Consider the following 22,751-nt stretch of genomic DNA (forward strand, 5'->3'; position numbering starts at 1 on the left):
CTCATTTCCTCGCCCCGAGGTACACCCCATGTCCCGCAAAGTTTTCATCAAGACCTTCGGCTGCCAGATGAACGAGTACGACTCGGACAAGATGGCCGACCTGCTCGCCGCCGCCGAGGGCTACACCCCCACGCAGGACGTGGAGGAAGCCGACCTGATCCTGTTCAACACCTGCTCGGTGCGCGAGAAGGCCCAGGAAAAGGTGTTCTCGGACCTGGGCCGCGTCCAGCACCTGAAGGCCAAGGGCGTGAAGATCGGCGTGGGCGGCTGCGTGGCCAGCCAGGAGGGCGATGCCATCATCAAGCGCGCGCCCTATGTGGACGTTGTCTTCGGCCCGCAGACCCTGCACCGCCTGCCCGAGATGCTGGCGCGGCGCGAGGCCGAGAAGCGCCCGCAGGTGGACATCTCCTTCCCCGAGATCGAGAAGTTCGACCACCTGCCGCCCGCGCGCGTGGAAGGCGCCACGGCCTATGTGTCGATCATGGAAGGCTGCTCCAAGTACTGCAGCTACTGCGTGGTGCCCTACACCCGCGGCGAGGAGGTGAACCGCCCGCTGGACGACGTGCTGGTGGAAGTGGCGGGCCTGGCCGAACAGGGCGTGCGCGAGATCACGCTGCTGGGCCAGAACGTGAACGCCTATCGCGGCAAGATGGGTGATACCAGCGAGATCGCCGACTTCGCGCTCCTGATCGAGTACATCGCCGAGATCCCGGGCATCGAGCGCATCCGCTACACCACCAGCCACCCCAACGAATTCACGCCGCGCCTGATCGAGGCCTACGCCAACATCCCGCAGCTGGTGAGCCACCTGCACCTGCCCGTGCAGCACGGCAGCGACCGCATCCTGATGGCGATGAAGCGCGGCTACACGGCCATGGAATACAAGAGCACGATCCGCAAGCTGCGCGCGATCCGCCCGCAACTGGCGCTCTCGAGCGACTTCATCGTGGGCTTCCCCGGCGAGACCGAGCAGGACTTCGAGCGCATGATGAAGCTGATCGAAGACCTGAGCTTCGACGCCAGCTTCTCCTTCATCTTCAGCCCCCGCCCCGGCACGCCGGCCGCCGCGCTGCACGACGACACGCCGCACGAGGTCAAGCTCCGGCGCCTGCAGCATCTGCAAAAGACCATCGAGGACAACGTCAAGCGCCTGTCCGACGCGATGGTGGGCAGCACGCAGCGCATCCTCGTGGAAGGTCCGTCGAAGAAGGACCCGAAGGAACTCATGGGCCGCACCGACTGCTTCCGCGTCGTCAACTTCGAGGCACCGCCGCGGCTGGTGGGTCAGATGGTGGACGTGAAGATCACGCGCTCGCTCTCGCACACCCTGCGCGGCGAGGTGGTGACGCGAGATCTCGTGCGTGACCACCCGCCGCTGCACGCGCAGGCCCATCCGCAGCCCGTCTGATGAGCAGCACGGCACACGCCCCCGACAGCGCCGCAGCGCCGCTGCTGCACGCAGGCCCGCGCCCGCGCGGGCGCAGCCGCGCGCGCGGCTCCTTCCAGCAATTGCTGCTGTTCGCCTTCTTGCTCATCACCGCCTTGCTGCTGGCCGTGGCGCTGCGCGCCGTGTTCCAGTACGACGAGCTGATGAAGCAAAGCCGCGACACCGCGCGCAGCGCGCTGCAGCTCTCGGGCGCGGCCCAGACGCTGGCCGAGCGCAGCGCGGCCATGGAACGCTCGGGCCGCCAGTCGCTGGTGCTCAACGACGCGGTGCTGCGCCGGCGCTTCAACGAGGCCTCGCGCGACGCGCAGGCCGTGGTGCAGCGCCTGGTGGACAACGGGCTGCTGCCGCAATCGGCCGAGCTGTGGCGCGCGCAGATGGCGATCATCGAGGAGCTGCTCACCGGCCCGGCCGACACGGCGCTGGCGCGCGAGGGCTCGATGGCGATGCAGTTCCGCGAGCTCGAGACCATCAACACCCAGATCGCCCAGCAGGCCCAATTCCTGATCGAGGCGCAGAACAACGCGCTGTCGCAGCGGCTCGAAGGCGCACAGCGGCGGCTGATGCAGCAGGTGGTGGCCGCCAGCGCGCTGGCGGTGGCGATGGCGCTGGCCTTCGGCATCTGGCTGGCCCGGCCCTTCAAGCGGCTGGAGCGCGCCATCCACGGCCTGGGTGAGAACCGGCTGGACGAGCCCATCGACATCCGCGGCCCGGCGGACGTGCGCCGCGTCTCGCAGGAGCTGGACTGGCTGCGCCTGCGGCTGATGGAGCTGGATGCCGACAAGGCACGCTTCCTGCGACATGTCTCGCATGAACTCAAGACACCGCTGGCCGCCCTGCGCGAAGGCGTGTCGCTGCTGGAGGAAGGCGTGACCGGCGCGCTGAACCCGGCGCAGCGCGAGGTCGCACAGATCCTGCAGCAGAACACTGTGGCCCTGCAAAGCCAGATCGAGGCGCTGCTGCGCTTCAACGCAGCCGCCTTCGAGGCGCGCCAGCTCCAGCGCGAGCGCACGCCGCTTTTGCCGCTGATCGAATCGCAGATCGAGGCCCAGCGCCTGCAGTGGCAGGCCCAGGGCCTGCAGGTGCGCGCCGAAGGCGAGCCCGTGGCCGTGCATGTGGACCCGACCAAGCTGGGCACCGTGATCGGCAACCTGCTGTCCAACGCGATCCGCTTTTCGGCCCGCGGCGGCACCATCGCCTTCACCGTTTCGGCCACGGCCGACACGGTCTGCATCGACCTGCAGGACGCCGGCCCGGGCGTGGCGCCCGAAGACCGCGAGCGCGTGTTCGAACCTTTCTACCGCGGCGAGCGCCAGCCCGAGCATGCGGTCAAGGGCACGGGCATCGGCCTGTCCATCGTGCAGGAGTACATTGCGGCCCATGGGGGCCGCATCGAGTTGCTGCCGAACGACCCCAACGGCCCCGGCGCGCACTTTCGCATCGAGTTGCCGCGCTCGAGCTGAGCCGCGACTCCGTCTGAATCCCTCCCACATGTCCCAACGATTTTTCAGCCTGCCCCCCCAGGCCCGCAACCTTGGTCTGCTGCTGTCGGCCAGCGCGCTGCTGAGCGCCTGCACCCTGCCGGCCACCGCCCCCAACACCGGCACGACCCCACCTGCTGCGGCGGCCACACCCGCCGCCCAACCCGCGCCGCCAGCACCGCCCGCGCTGCGCCCCGTGGAGGCCGAACCGCAGGCACCCGCCACGCAGATGCAGCCGCGCGCACCCGGCCCGCTGAGCAACATGCTGGCGCATGCCGACCGCGTGCGCAGCCTCTCGCCAGCCGACCTGAGCGCCGAGATTGCGCGCCTGGGCGATGCGGCTTCGGCCCCCGGCGCCAACCCCACTTTGGTGATGCAGCACGCCATTGCACTCGCGCAGACGCGCAACGCACCAGACCTGGCGCGCGCGCTGGGCCTGATGCAGCGCGTGGCCAGCGACAACAGCGAAGCAGGCCTGGCGCTGCAGCCGCTGGCGCGCCTGCTGGCGGCGCGCTACCAGGAACAGCGCCGCGTGGAGGAAGACCGCGACCGCCAGGCCCAGCAGGTCAAGGAGGCGCAGCGCCGCATCGACCAGCTCACCGACCGGCTGGAGGCGCTGCGCGCCATCGAACGCAGCTTCGGCCGCCCGGCCCCCGCCAACGGCAGCACCCCTCGCGGCGCGCCGCCGCCGCATTGATCCTGCCCATGAACACCAGCACGCCCACCCAGCCCGCCGCCACCGGCGCCCGCATCCTGGTCGTGGACGACGACCCGGACATCCTGCGCCTGCTGTCGCTGCGCCTGACGGGCGCGGGCTATCAGGTGACGGCCGTCACTTCGGCCGAATCGGCCCTCACCCAGCTGGAGATCGAGCATCCGCGCCTGGTGCTCAGCGACGTGAGGCTGCCCGGGCGCGACGGCCTGCAGCTCTTCGACGAGATCCGCAAGCGCCACCCCACGCTGCCGGTGATCCTGCTGACGGCGCACGGCACCATTCCCGACGCGGTGGAGGCCACGGCCCGCGGCGTGTTCACCTACCTCACCAAGCCCTACGACGCACGCGAGCTGCTGGACAAGATCGCCCAGGCCCTGGCGCTGGGCGCCCCCGCAGCCACCCCTGCGGCCGGCGGTGACGAAAGCTGGCGCAGCGAGATCGTCAGCCGCTCCAGCCGCATGGCCGAGGTGCTGGCCGAGGCGCGCATGGTCGCCAAGTCGGACGCCAGCGTGCTGCTGCGCGGCGACAGCGGGGCCGGCAAGGAGATGCTGGCCCGCGCGATCCACAAGGCCAGTGCCAGGGCCAGGAAGCCCTTCGTGGCCGTGAACTGCGGCGCCATCCCCGAGGCCCTGCTCGAATCGGAGCTGTTCGGCCACATGAAGGGCGCCTTCACCGACGCCCATGCCAACCACAAGGGCCTGTTCCAGCAGGCCGACGGCGGCACGCTGATGCTCGACGAGATCGGCGACATGCCGCCGGCCCTGCAGGTCAAGCTGCTGCGCGTGCTGCAGGAGCGCGCGGTGCGGCCCGTGGGCGCGGCCCAGTCCATCGCGGTGGACGTGCGCATCATCTCGGCCACGCACCGCGACCTGGAAGCGGCCATGGAAGCCGGCCAGTTCCGCGAAGACCTGTACTACCGGCTCAACGTGGTCACGCTCACCCTGCCGCCGCTGTCGGCCCGGCGCGAGGACATCCCGCTTCTGGCCAACCACTTCCTGCACAAGCTGGCCGGCAAGTACGGCAAGCGGCTGTCGGGCTTTGCGCCCGAGGCGCTCAAGGCGCTCACCACCGCGCCCTGGCCCGGCAACGTGCGCCAGCTTTTCAATGTTGTGGAGCAGGTGTGCGCCCTGTCCAGTTCGCCGCTGATCCCGCTGGCGCTGGTGCAGCGCGCCCTGCGCGTGGCCACGGTGGAAGTGCAGACCTATGCCCAGGCCAAGGAGCGCTTCGAACGCGAGTACCTGGTCGGCCTGCTGAAATTGACGGACGGAAACGTGGCCGACGCCGCGCGGCTGGCCGATCGCAATCGCACCGAGTTCTATCGCCTGCTGCAGAAGCACGCACTCACACCGGGTCACTTCAAGGGGGAAGGTGTCGCCGGGGGTGCCGAGCCTGTCGCCGAGTAGCGACAGGGCTAAGTGCTTGATTTCATTGAGCTTGGTCAGGTGGGCCGGTGGGCTTGTCGGGCTTAGGCGACAGAATCGGCCACATTTGAGTCCGGAGCGGCGACAGAGCCGCCAAGTCACCACCAAAAATCAACACAAGCCGTTGATTTAAAACAGATTAATCATGCTGGCACGGGGTTTGCCCTATAGCTGGCATGAACACACTCTCTCGCCCTTCTTTCGCACTGCGCCCGCAGCGTGACAGCCTGCGGCACAAGCAGAACTCCGTGACCCGCGCCCGCCCCCTGGGCGGCGCTCCCGTTGCCCTGGCCGCTGGCCATGGCAGTGCGTCGGACAGCGTGTTCAAGCGCCTTCCGACCATCGGCGAAACGCCGGCACTGCACGCCAACGCCTGAGGACCCGGCCATGACCCTGCACCAGATCACCCCCGTGGCCTCCCAGCGCAGCACGCTGCGCGAAGAGCGTCATCCCAACTCGGTCACCGCACCGCCCATCAACCGTGGCTCCATGACGCCCCGCCCCTGGCGCGGCTTCTGGAACAGCCTGGGTACCGCTGCCCTCCTGAAGATGGGCGCCGGCAACAAGCACGACGCCGTGCCCGGCCAGCAGTTCCCGCAGCAGGCATGGCAGCGCGCCGCCAAGCAGCGCCGCGCCATCTTCACGCTGCTGGCCGTGCTCAGCACGGTGCTGGCTTCCACGCTGTTCGCGCAGGTGCAGCCCAACTACGACAACAAGCTGCTGGAATGGGGCCAGATCGCCCTGTACGGCCTGCTGTCGGGCTGGGTGGTGACCGGTTTCGTCACCGCACTGATGGGCTTTTATGTCTCCGTGCGCGGCGACAAGCACGCCCTGTCGGCCAAGCAGGTGGCAGACCACCCGATGAACCCCGATGCGCGCACCGCCATCGTGATGCCCATCTGCAACGAGGACGTCTCCACGGTGTTCGCCGGCCTGCGCGCCACCTGCGAATCCGTGGCCAACACGGGCCACGCGCAAAAGTTCGACGTGTTCGTGCTGTCCGACAGCTACAACCCCGAGATCGCCAAGGCCGAGCGTGCCGCCTGGGAAGAGCTTCGTGCCGCGCTGGCCGAGCATCTGAACCAGCCACAGGTCGAGGTCTACTACCGCCTGCGCACCCGCCGCACGCACCGCAAGGCCGGCAACGTGGCCGACTTCTGCCGCCGCTGGGGCAAGGACTACCGCTACATGGTCGTGCTCGACGCCGACTCCGTGATGAGCGGCGAATGCCTGGTGAACATGGTCAAGCTGATGGAAGCCAACCCCTCGGCCGGCATCATTCAGACTGCCACCCAGGCCATCGGCCACGTGACCCTGCACGCTCGCGCCCAGCAGTTCGGCGCCCGCGTGACGGGCCGCCTGTTCACCCTGGGCATGCAGTTCTGGCAGCTGGGTGAATCGCACTTCTTCGGCCACAACGCCATCATCCGCGTCGAGCCCTTCATGAAGCATTGCGCGCTGGCCCCCATCAAGGGCACGGGCGGCATGTCCGGCGGCATCATGAGCCACGACTTCGTCGAGGCCGCCCTGATGCGCCGCGCCGGCTACCACGTGTGGCTGGTGTCCGACCTGGTCGGCAGCTACGAGCAGCAACCGCCGGACCTGCTGGCCGAGCTGCAGCGTGACCGCCGCTGGTGCCAGGGCAACCTGCAGAACGCCCGCCTGATGGCCGAGCCCGGCATCGCCCCGGTGCACCGCGCCATGTTCGTGACCGGCACCATGGCCTATGTCTCCGCGCCGCTGTGGCTGGCCTTCCTCACGCTGGGCACCGCGCTGTGGCTGTCGGGCTCGAGCCTGATCTCGCACTGGATGGTGATGCCCATGGAACTGGCCGCGCTGTGGCTGTGGACCCTGTGCCTGCTGTTCCTGCCCCGCGTGCTGGGCCTGGCGGCCGTGCTGATGAAGGGCGAACAGAAGCAGTACGGTGGCGTGGGCGCCCTGCTCAAGAGCGCGGTGCTGGAAGCCGGCATGGCCATCGTGCAGGCCCCGGTTCGCATGCTGGCCCACTCGCTGTTCGTGGTGGTGGCGCTCACCGGCATCAAGCTGGACTGGAAGTCGCCTCCGCGGGAAGCCGCTGCCGTGCCGTGGCGTGAAGCCGCCGCCCGCCTGCTGCCGATGAGCGGCGTGATCGCTGCTCTGGCACTGGGTGTGGCCGCCATCGACGCCAGCGCGCTGATGTGGCTGCTGCCGGTGGGCCTGCCGCTGCTGCTGGCCATCCCGATGGCCGTGATCACCAGCCAGATCGCGCTGGGCACGCAGATGCGTGAGCGCAGCTACCTGCTGATTCCCGAGGAATCGCGTTCGCCCGCCGTGCTGCGCCGCGCCTGGATGCACGCCGACCGCCTGAGCGCCGCCAACGACGCGCGCATGCTGGCTGCGGCCTGAGCCCCACAACGGCTCCCAAAGAAGAAACCCGCCGCTGGCGGGTTTTTTCATGGGCGCTGCGTTTTCAGGAGCCGTGCAACAGCCGCTCGAACAAGTCGGGCGCGCCCATCTGGCCGCCCTTGAGGGCGATCTCCAGTCCGTCGAGTTGCGCATCGTCGCTGTGCAGCCGGCACAGCGAGACGCCCGTGGACACCACCGCCCGGTACGACAGGCCCCAGGCGTCGAGCGCCTGCACGGCGTGGCTGGAAGTGTCGCCGCCCGCCACGCCCACGCGCCGCACATCCGGCGCTTGCTGCAACACGGCGCGCAGCAGCCGGCCGCCAGCCAAAGCAAGCTCGCGCCCGCTCACGCCCGTGTCGGCCGCGGGTGATTGGCCTGGCCGCACAGTGCAGGCCAGCACATGGCGCCCAGCCTGCAGGCGCGCGGCCATGTCAGCCGCCTGCGTTTGCAGGAAGGCGGCGTCGGTGCACAGCGCCTGCGGGTCGACCCAGACCTGTTCAAAGGATTGCGCGGCCGCCACCTGCGCGGCCGTCACGGGGGAGAGGCTGCCGGCCATCGCAAACACTGGTGAAGTGGCGGGCGCAAGCGCTTGCGCGGTGGGCGTGTGCTGCACCAGCTGAGGCGCAAGCGCCTGCACCACGCTGCTTGCGCCAGCCGCCAGCACGGGCGCCTGCTGCGCCGCGCGCCACAGCAGCGCACCGATGCGCTGCAAGTCCTCGTTGTCTCGCACGTCGAAGAGCAGGCCGTCGGCATGGGCAGCTGCGTCCCAGGCTTGCGTCAGCGCAGCCCCTTCGCCCGTGTGCAGCAGCCAGGGCGCGAGTCGCAGATCGTGCAGGCCCTGCGCGCCCAGGTGGCGCCGAAGGTCCGCCTCGTGCATGGGCGTGACCGGGTGGCGGCTCATGGTCGGGTGGCGGTCGATGCGAAAGACCTCGCCCGTGCTGCCCGCGCGTGCATAGAGGTTGCCGAACAGGCAATAGCGACCCAGGTCCGGCTGGCCGCCGACGAGGGCCGTGCGCGTGCCGGCCGGCAGACCCGCGCGCAAGGTCTGAAGCGCCACGCCGATGCTGCCCACTTCGGGGGCGCTGTCGAAGGTGGAGCACAGCTTGTAGTGCAGCACGCGCGCACCCAGGCGCGCAAAGAGCTGCGCGATGGGCTGCAGCTCGGCCTGCATCTCGGCCAGGCTCATCGCGCGCGCTGCGCCGGCCACGCCCACGCAATCCAGCGCGCCGGCCGCCTGCAGTTGGGCCGCATCGGGCAGGCGCAGGAACAGCAGCGCACGCAGGCCGGCGCGCGCGGCCGTGCCCAGCGTGTCGGTGGCGCCTGTGAAGTCGTCGCCGTAGTAGAGGATGGCGGGCGCGTCCGGCATGTCGTGGCCTTCAGCCCCGGCCGAAGAAGGCCAGTGCCTGCGCCAGTTCGGCATGCCGGGCCGCCGCCTGCTGCAGCGACTGGCCTGCGCGCACCGCGGCCCAGGCCTGGCGGATGCTGGCCACGCCCGCTGCCGCGCCGCCAGGGTGCGCCAGGATGCCGCCGCCCGACATGAACAGCAGGTCGTCGCGCTGCACCGCGGCCCAGGTGGCCGGCACGGTGCCTGCCCACTGGCCCGAAGAGAAGGCCGGCATCACGGTGTCGTCCAGGCCCTCGGCCAAGGGCGTGTAGCAATCGCGCGCGCCTTCGATCACTTCGACATCGGACTGCGAGAACTTGCCTTCCAGGCCATGCACATGCATGTGGTCCACGCCGGCCAGGCGCCACAGCACCTGGTAGGCCTGGTAGCCCATGCCCAAGAGCGGGTGGCGCGACAGCGCGCCGAAACCGTTGCGGTGGCCGTGCAGCGCCAGCGGCGTGTGGCGGCGCAGCGCCTGGATGGCCGAATAGCCGCACCAGTTGAGGCTGGCCATCACGCAGCTGCCGCCTTCGCGCTGCACCAGGTCGGCATGGCGGCGCATCGCATCCACCTCGTCCGTGATGTTGAAGGCCACCATCACATGCTTGCCGGTGCGCTGCTGGTGCTCGCGCACCACGGCCATCACGGCGGGCACGCGCTGCGCCAGCGGCGCGTGGTCGGGGTCGGCACAGACCTCGTCGTCCTTGATGAAGTCCACGCCGGCCGCGCACAGGCGGCCCACCAGTTCGGCTGTCTGCGCGGCCGAGAAACCCACGTTGGGCTTGATGATGGTGCCCACCAGCGCGCCGCTGGCCACGCCCGTGGCCGCGCGCGTGCCGGCGATGCCCTGGCGCGGAAGCTCGAAGCGCTGGCGGTAGGCGGCCGGCACCTGCAGCGTCTCCAGCCGCATGCCCGTGCTTTCGCCCAGGTCGTAGAGGTTGCCGGCCACGGTGGCGGCCAGGGTGGGCAGGTTGGCGCCGATGTTCGCGACCGGGAAGGACAGGTGCACGCGCGCGCGCTGCCACGGGCCGGGGTTGCCCTGGCGCTCCAGCAGCGCGTTGGGCAGGCTGGGTGCGGCCACCGCTTCCAGCAGCTCGATGCGCTCCACGTTCGCGCGGGCCCGTGCACGCAGTGCGTCGGTCTCGCCTTCCACGCGCTTGAAGGTGCCGCAGGACTGCTCGCCCGCCATCACCTCGGCCACGGCCTCGGGCGCGAGCGGGGTTTCGATCAGGTAGCTGGCGTGAATGCGTGTTGAATCCATCTTGCTCTTTCGAATGCCCATGAAGTGCGGCCACCGAGCCCGGTTGGCGCGCACCGCGATGCCCTCAGGGCACCCACGGAACGGGCTTTGCCCGGCCGTCGGGTGCGCCCCCTTCGCGCAGCAGAAGGGGGAGCCGCGAAGCGGCCTGGGGGTTGCCCTCTTAAATCTTGCTCAGGTCGGGGAAGGGGCGGACCGGGGCGGTCTTGCCGTCCCACGTTTCAGACTCCGCACGGATCAGGTCGAACATGCGGCCCTTGGGGCCGGCCACTTCCGACAGCTCGATCACGGTGCCGGGGTGGTACTCGGTGTCGAAGTAGACAAAGCGGCCGCGCTCGCCCACCTCGCCGCTCATCACGGGCTTGAAGCCTTCCTTGAGCAGGCGCGCCAGGTCGGCGTCGTAGTCGCTGGTCCAGTAGGCGACGTGCTGCAGCCCGGTGCGGCCGGCCTGCAGGAAATCGCGGTACATCGAGGGCACGTCGTTGCGCGTCTGGATCAGCTCGACCTGCACATAGCCCGAGTTGGCCAGCGCGACCGAGTTGTGCGGCTCGTGCTTCTCGCCGCGGTATTCGTAGTTCACGATGGGCACGCGCGGGTTGTAGAACCAGGGGCCCACGCCCAGCGTGCGGCTCCAGTAGTCCATCGCGGCTTCGATGTCGTGGACCACATAGCCCAGTTGGCGGATGGCGCCGAAATGACGGCTCATGAGAGATTTCCTTGTGTGAATGGGTCGATCCGCCTGCGCCTTGCCGCCGCGCGGGCGCAGCAGCGCCCTGCCCGCATGCCCGAAGGCATGCAGGTGCATGCGGGAAGAAAGAGAAGAGCGGACCGGCGGGGTTTACTTGGCGCCGTCGACGATTTCCTTCGGGATCGGAACGCCGGCGTGCTTGACGTGGATGGCGTTGAGCTTGCCGTTGGCCAGGTTGGTCTTGATCCAGCCATTGACCCAGCCTTGCAGCTCGGGCTGGTTCTTGCGCATGGCCACGCCCAGCTGGTAGGACTGGAGGATGAACTTCACCTCGAACTCGCGCTGCGGACTGCGCTTGGCAATGGCCGCGATGATCGGCGGCGTGATGGCCACGATGTCGGTCTGGCCGCTGGCGGCTGCGGTGATGGAAGCGGCTTCATCGTCGAAGCGCACCACCTTGGCCTGCGGCGCGCGCTCGGTCACGATCTTGTCCTGCGGGCCGCCGCGCGTGACAGCCACGCTCTTGCCGGCCAGGTCCTCGATGCTGCTGATCTTCAGGCTCTTGGGCGCGCCCACGGCAGCCTGGATGGCGCCATAGGGAATGGAGAAGTCCACGGCCTTCTGGCGCTCGGGCGTGATCGAGAGCGAGGAGATGATCAGGTCGGCCTTGTTCGACAGCAGGTTCGGAATGCGCGCCGAGTTGGTCGTGTTCACGATCTCCAGCTGCACGCCCAGGTCCTTGGCCAGCAGCTGCGCGGCTTCCACGTCGGAGCCGGCGGGCGCCATCTTGTCGTCCACGTAGCCATAGAAGGGCGCGCTCAGGTCGATGCCGATGCGGATCTTGCCGGCGGCCTTGATGTCGGCCAGCTCGGCCATGGCCGGCAGGCACAGCGCGCCCACGGTGGCGGCCAGCAGCGTGCGGCGGAGGATGCGGGAAGCGGTCATGCAGATGTCTCCTGGTGGTGTTCGATTCAAGAAAAGAGCTCAGAGGCCGTGCGAGAGGAAGTCGCGCAGTTCGGCGGTCTGCGGGTTACGCAGCATGTCGCCGGGGCCGGTCTCCCAGACCTTGCCCTCGTGCATGTAGATGATGGTGTCGGCCACGCGCGCGGCGAATTCCATTTCGTGCGTCACCAGCACCATGGTCATGCCGCCCTGGGCCAGCTGTTCGATCACGCGCAGCACCTCGCCCGTGAGCTGCGGGTCCAGCGCCGAGGTCACCTCGTCAAACAGCATCACCTGCGGCTGCATGGCCAGCGACCGTGCGATGGCCACGCGCTGCTGCTGGCCGCCGGAGAGCTGCTCCGGGTAGGCCTGCGCCTTGTCGGCCAGGCCCACCTGGACCAGCGTGCGCTGCGCGATCGCCTTGGCCTCGGCGCCCGCCAGGCCCTTGACGGCCTTGGGCGCGAGCGTGATGTTCTGCTCCACCGTCAGGTGCGGGAACAGGTTGTAGCTCTGGAACACGATGCCCACGTCCTGGCGCAGCTTGCGCAGGTCCACATCGGGCGAATGCACAGCATGGCCGCAGACCTTGATGCTGCCGCTGTCGATGACCTCGAGCCGGTCGATGCAGCGCAGCGCGGTGCTCTTGCCCGAGCCGCTCTTGCCGATGATGGCCACCACCTGGCCCTTGGGAATGGCGAAGGACACGCCGCGCAGCACATGGTTGCTGCCGAAGCGCTTGTGGACGTCCGTGAGTTCGACGATGGGATTCATAGGGGCTTCTTGTCTCATGCCTCGTTCGCGGAAGGGGTGGCGCGGCTGCCGAAGTTCAGGCGCTGCTCCAGCCGGCGGCTCCAGCGCGACAGCGGATAGCACATGGCGAAGTACAGGACCGCGATCAGCACGTAGACCAGGAAGGGCTGGAAGATGGAGTTGTTGATGAGCTGGCCTGCGCGCACCAGCTCGACGAAGCCGACGATGGACGCCAGCGAGGTGTTCTTGACGATCTGCACCATGAAGCCCACCGTGGGCGGCGTGGCGATGCGGATGGCCTGCGGCAGCACCACCAGCCGCATGCGCTGGGTGCGCGACAGCGCCAGGCACTCGGCCGCCTCCCATTGCGTGCGCGGCACCGATTCGATGCAGCCGCGCCAGATCTCGCCCATGTAGGCGCTGACGTAGACGATCATCGCGATGCTCGCGGCCACCAGGCCCGGCAGCTCCAGGCCCAGGATGGACAGGCCGAAGTAGCACACGAAAAGCACCACCAGCAGCGGCGTGCCCTGGATCAGCTGGATCCAGCCGATGGCCAGCCAGCGCACGGCCTTCACGGGGCTGATGCGCGCCAGCGCGATCACGCCGCCGGCCAGCCCGCCGCCCACGAAGGCGATGACGGACAGGCAGATCGTCCACAGCGCGCCGACGAGCAGGAACTGCAGGTGATGGATGTTCAGGCCGCCGTCGATCATGCGCGTGCCCCTCCTGCAGCGGCCAGGCGGCGCTTGCGTGTGAAAACCGCGAGGCCGAACAGCCACAGGCCCAGGCGCATCAGCAGCGACAGGCCCAGGTAGGCCACGGCCACGAGGATGTAGGCCTCGAAGGGACGGAAGGTTTCGGACTGCACGCGCGCCGCGATGGCCGTGAGTTCCTCCACCGAGATCTGCGAGGTGATGGACGTGGCCAGCATCAGCAGCACGAACTGGCTCGTGAGCGCCGGGTACACCTTCTCCATCGCCGGGCGCAGGATCACGTGCCAGTACACCTGCCGGCGCGTGAGGCCCAGGCATTCGGCCGCTTCGAGCTGGCCCTTGTGGATGGAGTCCATGCCCGCGCGCATGATTTCGCAGGAGTAGGCCGCCACGTTGATCACCAGCGCCACCAGCGCGGCCGTGAAGGCCGGCACCTTCCAGCCCAAGGTGGCCAGGCCAAAGAAGACCAGGAACACCTGCACCAGCAGCGGCGTGTTGCGGATCACCTCCACATAGGCGCCGCAGGCCTGGCTGAGCCAGCGCACGCTGCTGCGCCGGCCGATGGCGCACAGCGTGCCCATCACGAAACCGATCACGGTGGCGGGGAAGGACAGCTGGATGGTCAGCCAGGCCCCTTCCAGAAACTGGGGCCAGGCGCCCAGCACGCTGGCGAAGTCGAAGTCGTAGCCCATGGATGCGTGGTCGCGGATGCCTCAGCCTGGCCGACGGCCGCCGCCCGCCACAGCGCGTGGCAGCACGCCGGGCCGGGTGGGACCAAGGTCAAGGGGCATCGCATGTCTCCTTCAGCGGGAACCGCTCTTTCGAGGGTTAACCCTGATTAAATTTGATGGATAGATCCATCGAACTGCGAGTGATAGTATCGGCCAACCCATCAAATGACCAGTCACTCATTTGATTGTTTTTGATTGATTTAATCATGCCCAAGGCCCCTCGCATTCCCGACATCGCCCGCCTGGCCGGGGTGTCCACCGCCACCGTGGACCGCGTGCTGAACGGCCGCGCAGGTGTACGGGCCGGCACCGTGCAGCGCGTGATGCGCGCGGCGGCCGAGCTGGAATACCTGCCGGCCACGGCCGGTGCCGAGGATGGCGGGGCGCCCGGGCCTGCGGCCGCGCCGCGCCCCATGCGGCTGAGCTTTCTGCTGCCCGCGGGCAACAACCGCTTCATCCGCATGCTGGGCGACATGGTCCACTACTCGCAGGAGCACTGGACGCCCTTCAACGTGCGCTGCCGCACCGAGTTCATCGAGAGCTTCAATCCCCACGAACTGGCCGCGGCGCTGCGCCGCCATGGCGAGCGTGCGGACGGCATCGCGCTGATGGCGCTCGAGCACCCGGCCGTGCGCGAGGCCGTGAGCGAACTGGTGGCGGCCGGCGTGCCCGTGGTGACGCTGATCTCGGACCTGTCCAACTCAGGCCGCACGGCCTACCTGGGGCTGGACAACCGTGCGGCCGGCCGCACGGCGGGCTACCTGATCGGCCGCTTCATCGGCCAGCGCCCGGCCAAGGTGGCGCTGATCGCGGGCAGCCGCAGCTACCGCGCGCACGAGGAGCGCGAGGCCGGCTTCCTGCATGTGCTGTCCGAGATGTTCGAGCAGATCGAAGTGGTGGGCCTGCGCGAAGGCCATGACGATTCGGAGCAGAACTACCTGCAGGCGCGTTCGCTGCTGGAGCAGCACCCGGCGCTTGCCGGCATCTACAACATCGGCGGCGCATCGGACGGCGTGGCCCGCGCGCTCAAGGACGCGGGCCGCGACCAGAAGGTGGTGTTCATCGGCCACGGCCTCACGCCCGACACGCGCGCCCTGCTGATCGACGGCAGCATGGACGCGGTCATCACCCAGAGCCCGCAGGCTGCGCTGGCCAGCGCGGTGCGCATCTTCGTCAACGTGCGCGAAGGGCGCGCGCCGCTGTCAGGCGTGGAAAGCACGCGCAGCCAGGTGATCTTCAGGGAGAACCTGCCGTGAAGGCGCACAGCTTGCGCCGCTGTCAGCGCCAAAGCCTGAGACCCTGTGGGGAGGCTGCAGGGCATTGACAGCATCCGCGGGCAAGATGGCCAGCTTTGCTTTCAGCGTCGCCATCATGAAGCTCGCCACCCTGCCCTCGTTCGCCTCCGTCACTTTGGCCTGCGCCGCCCTGCTGGGCCTTGGCAGCGCCCAAGCCCAGACCGTGCGCTATGAAGTGGAGCCCACCCACACCTTCGCCACCTTCGAGATCGACCACTTCGGCGCCAGCATGAACCGCGGTCGCTTCGACCGCAAGGAAGGTTTCATCGAGCTGGACCGCAAGGCCAAGACGGGCCAGTTCGAGCTGACCTTCCACATCGGCTCCGTGAGCACCGGCACGCCGGACTTCGACAAGCACCTGCTCAGCGCCGACATCTTCGACGCCGGCAAATTCCCCACCGCCACCTTCAAGGGCAACCAGTTCGTCTTCGAAGGCGACAAGGTGCGCAGCGTGACAGGCCAGCTCACGCTCAAGGGCAAGAGCCAGAACGTGACCTTCACGGCCAGGCAGTTCAACTGCTACCAGAGCCCCATGCTCAAGGCCGAAGTCTGCGGCGGCGACTTCGAGACCACCATCGACCGCACGGCCTTCGGCCTGGACTATGCGGTGAACATGGGCATGAGCAAGTCCGTGCGCATCGTGGCGCAGATCGAGGCAGTGCGGAAGTAGGCCTCTGCTTGCCAAGAAAGAAAAGGCCGTGGCGCCTTGCGGCGGCCACGGCCTGATGGATGCGCAGGAAAGCGCCTATTCGCCCAGGTAGGCCGCGCGCACCTTCGGGTCGTTGAGCATCACCTTGGCGTCGCCGCTCATGGTGATCAGGCCCGACTCCATCACATAGCCGCGGTTGGCCAGCTGCAGTGCGCGGCTGGCGTTCTGCTCCACCAGCAGCACCGTGACGCCCTGCTCGTAGACGTTCTGCACCACCTCGAAGATCTTGTCGCACATGATGGGCGACAGGCCCATGGTGGGCTCGTCCATCAGCAGCACCTTGGGGCGCGCCATGAGCGCGCGGCCCATCGCCAGCATCTGCTGCTCGCCGCCCGACATGGTGCCGGCCAGCTGCGTGGCGCGTTCCTTCAGGCGCGGGAAGATGCCGAACACCTTTTCGATGTCCTTGGCAATCTCGGCCTTGTCGTTGCGGATGTAGGCGCCGATCTGCAGGTTCTCGGTGATGGTCATGCGCGTGAACACGCCGCGCCCTTCGGGCACCATGACCAGACCTTCCTTGACGAGGTCCCAGGCGCCGCGGCCCTTGATGCTCTTGCCCAGGAACTCGATCTGACCCTCCAGCGCGGGCAGGGTGCCCGTGATCGCCTTCATGGTGGTGGTCTTGCCGGCGCCGTTGGAGCCGATCAGCGAGACCAGTTCGCCCTCCTGCACCTCGAAATCCACGCCCTTGACGGCCTGGATGCCGCCGTAAGCGACCTTCAGGCCGCTGACTTTCAACAGTGTCTGTGCCATGCGTGGCCTTTTCTCAATGTGCGCCGGTGCCGAGGTACGCCTCGATCACCTTCTCGTTCTTCTGCACCTCGGCGGGCGTGCCTTCGGCGATCTGCTTGCCGTAGTCCAGCACCGTCACGCGGTCGCACAGGCCCATGATCAGCTTCACGTCGTGCTCGATGATCAGGATGGTGCGGTCGTCGCGACGGATGCGGTCGATCAGCTCGCGCAGCTGAACCTTCTCGGTCGCGTTCATGCCGGCTGCGGGTTCATCGAGTGCGATGAGTTGAGGGTCGGTGGCCAGCGCGCGCGCGATCTCCAGCCTGCGCTGGTCGCCATAGCTCAGCGTGCGGGCCTTGTAGTCGGCGTACTTGGCCACGCCCACGTATTCCAGCAGTTCGTGGGCGCGCTCGGCGATGGCCTTTTCTTCGGCCTTGAAGGCGCCGGTGCGAAACACCGCGCCGAAGATGCCCGAGTGCGTGCGCACGTGGCGCCCCACCATGACGTTCTCCAGCGCCGTCATTTCGGCAAAGAGGCGGATGTTCTGGAAGGTGCGCGCGATGCCGGCCTTGGCCACTTCGTGCACGGCCGTGGGCTGGTAGGGCTTGCCGGCCAGCTCGAAGGTGCCGCTGTCGGGCGTGTACAGCCCGGTGATCACGTTGAAGAAGGTGGTCTTGCCGGCGCCGTTGGGGCCGATCAGGCCATAGACCTGGCCGCGGTGGATCTTGATGCCCACGTCGGACAGGGCCTGCAGCCCGCCGAAGCGCTTGGAGATGCCGCTGACGTGGAGGATGGTGTCTGCCATGTTCTTGGTGCTCCGTCCGCTCAGGGGTTGATCGACATCGGACGGTTCGCGCCGCCGGCGATCTCGTCGGCCGGCGTGTCCACGCCGGGCTCGATGGCTTGGGTGGAGCCGGGCACTGGGTCGGGCGCCTTGCGGTTCTTGAGCGACTTGCCGTGCTCCGGCGAGGGCCACAGGCCGCGCGGGCGCGTGAGCATGATGATGATCATGGCCAGCGCGATGAAGAGCTGGCGCAGGATGGACGCATCGAGGCGGCCGCCGGTCATGGCCTGCAGCGGGCCGGCCACATAGCGCAGCACTTCGGGCAGCGCCGCCAGCAGCACCGCGCCGAGGATCACGCCCGGCAGGTGGCCGATGCCGCCCAGCACCACCATCGCGACGATCATCACCGACTCCATCAGGCTGAAGGATTCGGGCGAGACGAAGCCCTGGAAGGCCGCGAACATGGCACCCGCCACGCCGCCGAAGCTCGCGCCCATGCCGAAGGCCAGCAGCTTCATGTTGCGCGTGTTGATGCCCATGGCCTTGGCGGCGATCTCGTCCTCGCGGATCGCCATCCAGCCGCGGCCCACGCGCGAGTTCTGCAGGCGGTACGAGATGATGACCGTGAAGACCACCAGGACCAGGAACAGGTAGTAGTACAGCGACACCGACGAGATCGTGAAGTCGCCCAGCTTCAGCGGCCGGCCCAAGTCCAGCCCCCAGAACTTGATCGAGTCGATGGAGGTGATGCCCTTGGGGCCGTTGGTGATGTTGTACGGGTGGTCCAGCGTGTTCAGGAACACGCGGATGATTTCACCGAAGCCCAGCGTCACGATGGCCAGGTAGTCGCCACGCAATTTGAGCGTGGGCGCCCCCAGCAGCATGCCCAGCAGGGCCGCCACACCCAGCGCCGCCGGAATGACCAGGATCAGCGAGGTGTGGAAGCCGTTGGGGAACATCGCCTTCAAGGCGGCGAAGTTGTCGGTCAGCTGCGTGGAGCCCAGCAGCGCGAACAGGTAGGCACCGATGGCGAAGAAGGCCACGTAGCCCAGGTCGAGCAGGCCCGCATAGCCCACCACGATGTTCAGGCCCAGCGCCAGCAGCACATAGAGCAGCGCGATGTCGACGATGCGCACCCAGGCATTGCCCTGGGTCTGCAGCACCAGCGGCAGCGCCACCAGTGCCACAGCAGCGACCAGGAAGACGACGAGTTTCTTGATGTCCGGCATGGGGTATCTCCTCAGGCACGGTCCGCCACGCGCTCACCCAGCAGCCCCGAGGGGCGCACCGTGAGCGTGAGGATCAGGATGATGAACGCGAAGATGTCGCTGTGCTGGCTGCCCAGGATGCCGCCGGTCACGTCGCTCAGGTAGCCCGCGCCGATGGCCTCGATCAGGCCCAGCAGGATGCCGCCGACCACCGCTCCGCCCAGGTTGCCGATGCCGCCGAACACGGCCGCCGTGAAGGCCTTGAGGCCCGGAATGAAGCCCATCGCATGCTGCGCGATGCCGTAATTGGAGGCGTACATCACGCCTGCAATGGCGGCCAGCACGGCGCCGATGATGAAGGTGGCGGAGATCACGGTGTCGGGGCGGATGCCCATCAGCGCCGCCACGCGCGGGTTCTCGGCCGTGGCACGCATCGCGCGGCCCAGCTTGGTGTAATTGACCAGCCACATCAGGATCAGCAGCGAGATCGCCGTGACCACCAGGATCATCACCTGCGTGGGCGAGATGGAGGCACCGGCCAACTTGATCGACTCGCTGGGCAGCAGCGTGGGGTAAGCCTTGTTGGTGGGCCGCCAGATGATCATGGCCAGCGTCTGCAGCAGGATGGACATCCCGATGGCTGTGATCAGCGGCGCCAGCTTGGGGCTGTTGCGCAGGGGCCGGTAGGCCACCTTCTCGATCACGAAGTTCAGCGTCGCGGCGACGACGCAGGCAATGATCAGCGCCAGCAGCAGGATCAGCCAGCCTGGCGATCCCGTCATGGACTCCTGCATCCAGCCGATCACGGTCCAGCTCGTCAGAGCCCCGACCATGAGCACTTCACCATGCGCGAAATTGATGAGGTTGATGATGCCGTACACCATGGTGTAGCCCAAGGCTATCAAGGCGTACATGCTGCCGAGAACCAGACCGTTGATGATCTGCTGCAGCAAGATATCCATAAAGAAAATTCCCTTCCATGTGCGCTCGGTTGAGCGGCGTTCCTACCAGCCAGTGCGCGGGTGGGCACTTGAGCCTCATGTAGCAAAAAACCCGCCAGCATGGTGGCTGCGGGCCGAAGTGGGCGGAATTTTAGGCACGGCTTTGAGCCGCTTTGGTGCAGGCGATGGGCGGGTTTTCCCGTGACGGTGCGCCTCTTCTGTGCATGCGGGCATGCATGCACCACATACGGGGGATTGCGGCCCAGCCGCGGGCCGGTGCGATGCGGCTGATGCGGCGGCAGCGGCGCGCTCAGTCCGGATCGGCCTGCTCGTTGAGCCGGCGCAGCTCGCGCATCTTCTCGGCGATGCGGATCTCCATCCCACGCTCTACCGGGCGATAGAAGGCCGGTGGCGTCATGCCCTCCGGGAAATAGCGCTCGCCCGCGGCGAAGCCGCCTTCTTCATCGTGCGCATAGCGATAGCCCTTGCCATAGTCCAGCTGCTTCATCAGCTGGGTGGGCGCATTGCGCAGATGCATGGGCACGGGCCGCGTGCCGTCCTTCTTCACGAAGGCGCGCATCTCGTTGTAGGCCTGGTAGACCGCGTTGGACTTGGGCGCGATGGCCAGATACACCACGCATTGCGCCAGCGTGAGTTCGCCTTCGGGCGTGCCCAGGCGCTCGTAGGTTTCCGCCGCGTCCAGCGCCAGGCGCAGCGCGCGCGGATCGGCCAGGCCGATGTCTTCGCTGGCCATGCGCACCAGGCGGCGCGCCATGTAGCGCGGGTCGGCGCCGCCGTCGAGCATGCGCACGAACCAGTACAGCGCGGCGTCCGGGTCGCTGCCGCGCACCGACTTGTGCAGCGCGCTGATGGTGTCGTAGAACTGTTCACCGCCCTTGTCGTAGCGGCGCATGCGCTCGCCCAGCACGCGCAGCAGCCAGGCATCGTCGATGCGCTGAAGCTTTTCAGCGCCTGCCGCCACGGCCAGGGTTTCCAGCGTGTTGAGCAGGCGACGCGCATCGCCATCGGCATAGGCGATCAGCCGATCCAGCGCCGCGTCTTCGATCGCCGGCACCGCATCGATGGCCTGCGCGCGCGCCACGATCTGTTTGAGGTCGTCCTCGGTCAGCGACTGCAGCACATACACCGCCGCACGCGACAGCAAGGCGGAGTTGACTTCGAACGAAGGGTTCTCGGTGGTCGCGCCGATGAAGGTGAACAGGCCGCTTTCCACATGCGGCAAGAAGGCGTCTTGCTGGCTCTTGTTGAAGCGATGCACCTCGTCCACGAAGACGATGGTCTGCTGCTGCGTGAGCCCGTCGCGCGCCAGCGTGGCGCGCTCCACGGCCTCGCGGATGTCCTTCACGCCGCCCAGCACCGCGCTGATGGCGATGAACTGCGCATCGAACGCATCGGCCATCAGCCGCGCAATCGTCGTCTTGCCCGTGCCCGGCGGCCCCCACAGGATGCACGAATGCGGCCGACCCGATTCAAACGCGATGCGCAGCGGCATGCCCTCGCCCAGCAGATGCTGTTGCCCCACCACCTCCCCCAGCGTGCGCGGGCGCAGGCGTTCGGGCAGGGGCTGATGGGGTGGGGTGGCTTTGGCAGACCGGTTCATGGCGTATGGCGTTGGCTCAGCACGCCGCAGGCGCCTTCGTGGAGGAGAGGGAGAAATCTGGACGGCGCACCCATCCGGGAAATTCTAGGCGGCTTGAATTGGCGGCTGCGGGCACCACGATGCGCCAATCGAATCCCCGGCGGTCTTTTTTGATTCCACGCCCTGCCACGCCCGCTGAATCCATGCCGGCTCAGCTGCCCCCACCGCCCAGGCGACTTTGCGCCAGAGCCGGACGCGTGCCGAGAACCTCGTTGAGCGGACGCGTGAACGATAGACTGCCAAGAAGACTGCGGCGCAGGCGCCGTTGAACCCAGCCGTGAGGTCGCACCCCCATGCACGTCGCACAGCTTGTTGCTTCGGATGTACCGCGCTATCGCGAACTCATGCTTCACGCTTATGCCACAGCCCCAGACGCATTCACGTCTACCCCTGAAGAGCGCGCTGCAGAGCCCGATGCGTGGTGGCTCAAGCGCATCGCCGACCCCAGCGGACAAAGCCTGGTTTTCGGTGCATTCCAGGATGGCAGGCTCATGGGTACCGTAGCGGCCGAGTTCAACACCCGACTCAAGACAAGGCACAAGGCAAAACTCGTTGGCATGTTCGTCCACGAATCCTCTCGTGGTCTTGGTGCCGGTGCGATGCTGACCCGAGCTGTGCTCGCTGCAGCCAGGGATCGCTCTGAGATCCGCGTTGTCACGCTCACGGTCACCGAGGGCAATTCACCGGCCATCCGCCTGTACGAACGTTGCGGCTTCCTGCAGTTCGGCGTCGAGCCAATGGCCATCGCCACACCCAGGGGTGACAGGTCGAAGGTTCATATGTGGCTGGCTCTGGGAGAACCGAACGCCAAGCTTGCCCTCCCTGCGCTCGAGTGACACCAAACATTGGGCCCCTCAGTCCCTGGTCCCTTTCCATCGTCATCAGGAGGAAAAGTGCCAAGTCATCTCCGCCACCTACCCTACGCTCGCGTCCGCCGTCGCACCCTGGCGGCCTTGCTGGGCCTTGCCGCCTACGGCGCGTGCCATGCACAGGAGCAAGAGATGGCCGATCCAGTGCCGGCTGGGCCATGGAAGAGCGCCTTTGCCGATGTCAACGGCCTTCGCATGCACTATGTGGAACAAGGGGTTGGGCCACTGGTTCTGTTGCTGCACGGATTCCCTGAACTCTGGTACTCATGGCGCCATCAACTGCCTGCGTTGGCTCAAGCAGGTTATCGAGCAGTGGCGCCCGATTTGCGTGGCTACGGGCGAACCGGCGGCTCAGGAAGCCTGGCGGATTACTCGATCAGGAATCTGGTCGCTGACATCCAGGGTCTGCTCGATGCTCTGGGCGAAAAGCAAAGTGTGCTGGTGGGCCACGATTTCGGAGCTGTCTTGGCCTGGAATGCGGCCCTTCTTGCCCCTGAAAGAGTACGCGCGGTGGCAGCACTGAGTAACCGTCTTCCGAGTCAAGCGCCGTGAAGCGATTTGTCCCAAGGTTTTCCGGACCGGACCATGGCATTGAGCGTGGTCAGCAGCTTGCGCATGCAAGCCACCAGGGCGACCTT

At 67.6% G+C, this 22,751-nt stretch carries 22 protein-coding genes and 1 pseudogene; 10 read left to right on the top strand and 13 right to left on the bottom strand.

Annotation, left to right across the window (positions count from 1 at the left end):
- The first annotated feature begins 28 nt into the window (after nt 1–28).
- The 6 genes from miaB (at nt 29) to mdoH (ending at nt 7,446) form a co-directional block, all read left to right on the top strand.
- A complete protein-coding gene (gene miaB, locus PGB34_RS04450) occupies nt 29–1,408 on the top strand; it encodes a tRNA (N6-isopentenyl adenosine(37)-C2)-methylthiotransferase MiaB (protein WP_271426847.1) in 1,380 nt (459 codons plus the stop codon).
- Complete coding sequence (locus PGB34_RS04455; RefSeq protein WP_271426848.1) at nt 1,408–2,907, top strand: sensor histidine kinase; 1,500 nt, start codon at nt 1,408–1,410, stop codon at nt 2,905–2,907. The genes miaB and PGB34_RS04455 overlap by 1 nt, the downstream gene beginning before the upstream one ends.
- Before the next feature lie 28 nt (nt 2,908–2,935).
- Complete coding sequence (locus tag PGB34_RS04460; RefSeq protein ID WP_271426849.1) at nt 2,936–3,622, top strand: hypothetical protein; 687 nt, start codon at nt 2,936–2,938, stop codon at nt 3,620–3,622.
- An 8-nt stretch (nt 3,623–3,630) separates the two neighbouring features.
- Entirely contained in the window at nt 3,631–5,043 is a 1,413-nt protein-coding gene (locus tag PGB34_RS04465) for a sigma 54-interacting transcriptional regulator (RefSeq protein WP_271426850.1), read from the top strand.
- 266 nt (nt 5,044–5,309) lie between these two features.
- Nucleotides 5,310–5,438 (top strand): hypothetical protein, encoded by a 129-nt coding sequence (locus tag PGB34_RS04470; protein ID WP_271426851.1) that lies wholly within the window; start codon nt 5,310–5,312, stop codon nt 5,436–5,438.
- A 10-nt stretch (nt 5,439–5,448) separates the two neighbouring features.
- Nucleotides 5,449–7,446, top strand: coding sequence for a glucans biosynthesis glucosyltransferase MdoH (gene mdoH, locus PGB34_RS04475; protein WP_271426852.1), 1,998 nt, complete (start codon nt 5,449–5,451; stop codon nt 7,444–7,446).
- Between the two features lie 64 nt (nt 7,447–7,510).
- Here mdoH and PGB34_RS04480 read toward each other — a convergent pair whose 3' ends face one another.
- From PGB34_RS04480 to PGB34_RS04510, 7 genes are all read right to left on the bottom strand, one after another.
- Nucleotides 7,511–8,812, bottom strand: coding sequence for a four-carbon acid sugar kinase family protein (locus PGB34_RS04480; RefSeq protein ID WP_271426853.1), 1,302 nt, complete (start codon nt 8,810–8,812; stop codon nt 7,511–7,513).
- 10 nt (nt 8,813–8,822) lie between these two features.
- The gene (locus PGB34_RS04485; protein WP_271426854.1) at nt 8,823–10,091 is read right to left on the bottom strand and encodes a ribulose-bisphosphate carboxylase large subunit family protein; all 1,269 of its coding nucleotides are present in this window, start codon (nt 10,089–10,091) and stop codon (nt 8,823–8,825) included.
- Between the two features lie 160 nt (nt 10,092–10,251).
- Nucleotides 10,252–10,794 carry a VOC family protein gene (locus PGB34_RS04490; RefSeq protein ID WP_271426855.1) on the bottom strand — a complete coding sequence of 181 codons (543 nt, stop codon included), beginning with the start codon at nt 10,792–10,794 and terminating at the stop codon, nt 10,252–10,254.
- Nucleotides 10,795–10,926: 132 nt separating this feature from the next.
- Nucleotides 10,927–11,721 carry a transporter substrate-binding domain-containing protein gene (locus tag PGB34_RS04495; RefSeq protein WP_271426856.1) on the bottom strand — a complete coding sequence of 265 codons (795 nt, stop codon included), beginning with the start codon at nt 11,719–11,721 and terminating at the stop codon, nt 10,927–10,929.
- Between the two features lie 39 nt (nt 11,722–11,760).
- Nucleotides 11,761–12,489 (bottom strand): amino acid ABC transporter ATP-binding protein, encoded by a 729-nt coding sequence (locus tag PGB34_RS04500; protein ID WP_271426857.1) that lies wholly within the window; start codon nt 12,487–12,489, stop codon nt 11,761–11,763.
- Nucleotides 12,490–12,503: 14 nt separating this feature from the next.
- Nucleotides 12,504–13,184: an amino acid ABC transporter permease gene (locus PGB34_RS04505; RefSeq protein WP_271426858.1), complete on the bottom strand. Its 681-nt coding sequence runs from the start codon at nt 13,182–13,184 to the stop codon at nt 12,504–12,506.
- Complete coding sequence (locus tag PGB34_RS04510) at nt 13,181–13,876, bottom strand: amino acid ABC transporter permease (RefSeq protein WP_271426859.1); 696 nt, start codon at nt 13,874–13,876, stop codon at nt 13,181–13,183. Before PGB34_RS04510 ends, PGB34_RS04505 begins: the two co-directional genes overlap by 4 nt.
- A 245-nt stretch (nt 13,877–14,121) precedes the next feature.
- On the opposite strand from PGB34_RS04510, the gene PGB34_RS04515 reads away from it, so the two are divergent.
- Entirely contained in the window at nt 14,122–15,171 is a 1,050-nt protein-coding gene (locus tag PGB34_RS04515; RefSeq protein ID WP_271426860.1) for a LacI family DNA-binding transcriptional regulator, read from the top strand.
- Nucleotides 15,172–15,286: 115 nt separating this feature from the next.
- Nucleotides 15,287–15,880 (top strand): YceI family protein, encoded by a 594-nt coding sequence (locus PGB34_RS04520; RefSeq protein ID WP_271426861.1) that lies wholly within the window; start codon nt 15,287–15,289, stop codon nt 15,878–15,880.
- Between the two features lie 75 nt (nt 15,881–15,955).
- On the opposite strand, the gene PGB34_RS04525 is transcribed toward PGB34_RS04520, so the two are convergent.
- From PGB34_RS04525 to PGB34_RS04545, 5 genes are all read right to left on the bottom strand, one after another.
- Nucleotides 15,956–16,672: an ABC transporter ATP-binding protein gene (locus tag PGB34_RS04525; RefSeq protein ID WP_271426862.1), complete on the bottom strand. Its 717-nt coding sequence runs from the start codon at nt 16,670–16,672 to the stop codon at nt 15,956–15,958.
- Nucleotides 16,673–16,685: 13 nt separating this feature from the next.
- Nucleotides 16,686–17,456, bottom strand: a complete 771-nt coding sequence (locus PGB34_RS04530) for an ABC transporter ATP-binding protein (protein WP_271426863.1) — start codon at nt 17,454–17,456, stop codon at nt 16,686–16,688.
- 20 nt (nt 17,457–17,476) lie between these two features.
- The gene (locus tag PGB34_RS04535; RefSeq protein ID WP_271426864.1) at nt 17,477–18,664 is read right to left on the bottom strand and encodes a branched-chain amino acid ABC transporter permease; all 1,188 of its coding nucleotides are present in this window, start codon (nt 18,662–18,664) and stop codon (nt 17,477–17,479) included.
- Nucleotides 18,665–18,675: 11 nt separating this feature from the next.
- Nucleotides 18,676–19,605: a branched-chain amino acid ABC transporter permease gene (locus PGB34_RS04540; protein ID WP_271426865.1), complete on the bottom strand. Its 930-nt coding sequence runs from the start codon at nt 19,603–19,605 to the stop codon at nt 18,676–18,678.
- Nucleotides 19,606–19,894: 289 nt separating this feature from the next.
- Nucleotides 19,895–21,205: a replication-associated recombination protein A gene (locus tag PGB34_RS04545; protein ID WP_271426866.1), complete on the bottom strand. Its 1,311-nt coding sequence runs from the start codon at nt 21,203–21,205 to the stop codon at nt 19,895–19,897.
- 332 nt (nt 21,206–21,537) lie between these two features.
- Between PGB34_RS04545 and PGB34_RS04550 the strand changes: the two genes are divergently transcribed.
- Entirely contained in the window at nt 21,538–22,080 is a 543-nt protein-coding gene (locus PGB34_RS04550; RefSeq protein WP_271426867.1) for a GNAT family N-acetyltransferase, read from the top strand.
- 165 nt (nt 22,081–22,245) lie between these two features.
- On the top strand, nt 22,246–22,665 hold the full coding sequence (locus tag PGB34_RS04555) for an alpha/beta fold hydrolase (protein ID WP_271426868.1): 420 nt from the start codon (nt 22,246–22,248) through the stop codon (nt 22,663–22,665).
- On the opposite strand, the pseudogene PGB34_RS04560 reads toward PGB34_RS04555, so the two are convergent.
- Nucleotides 22,653–22,751 (bottom strand): annotated as a pseudogene (locus PGB34_RS04560) (IS110 family transposase); the annotation flags it as partial. The gene PGB34_RS04555 and the pseudogene PGB34_RS04560 overlap by 13 nt on opposite strands.

This window comes from Xenophilus arseniciresistens (genome assembly GCF_028023875.1).
Lineage (GTDB): Bacteria > Pseudomonadota > Gammaproteobacteria > Burkholderiales > Burkholderiaceae_C > Xenophilus > Xenophilus arseniciresistens.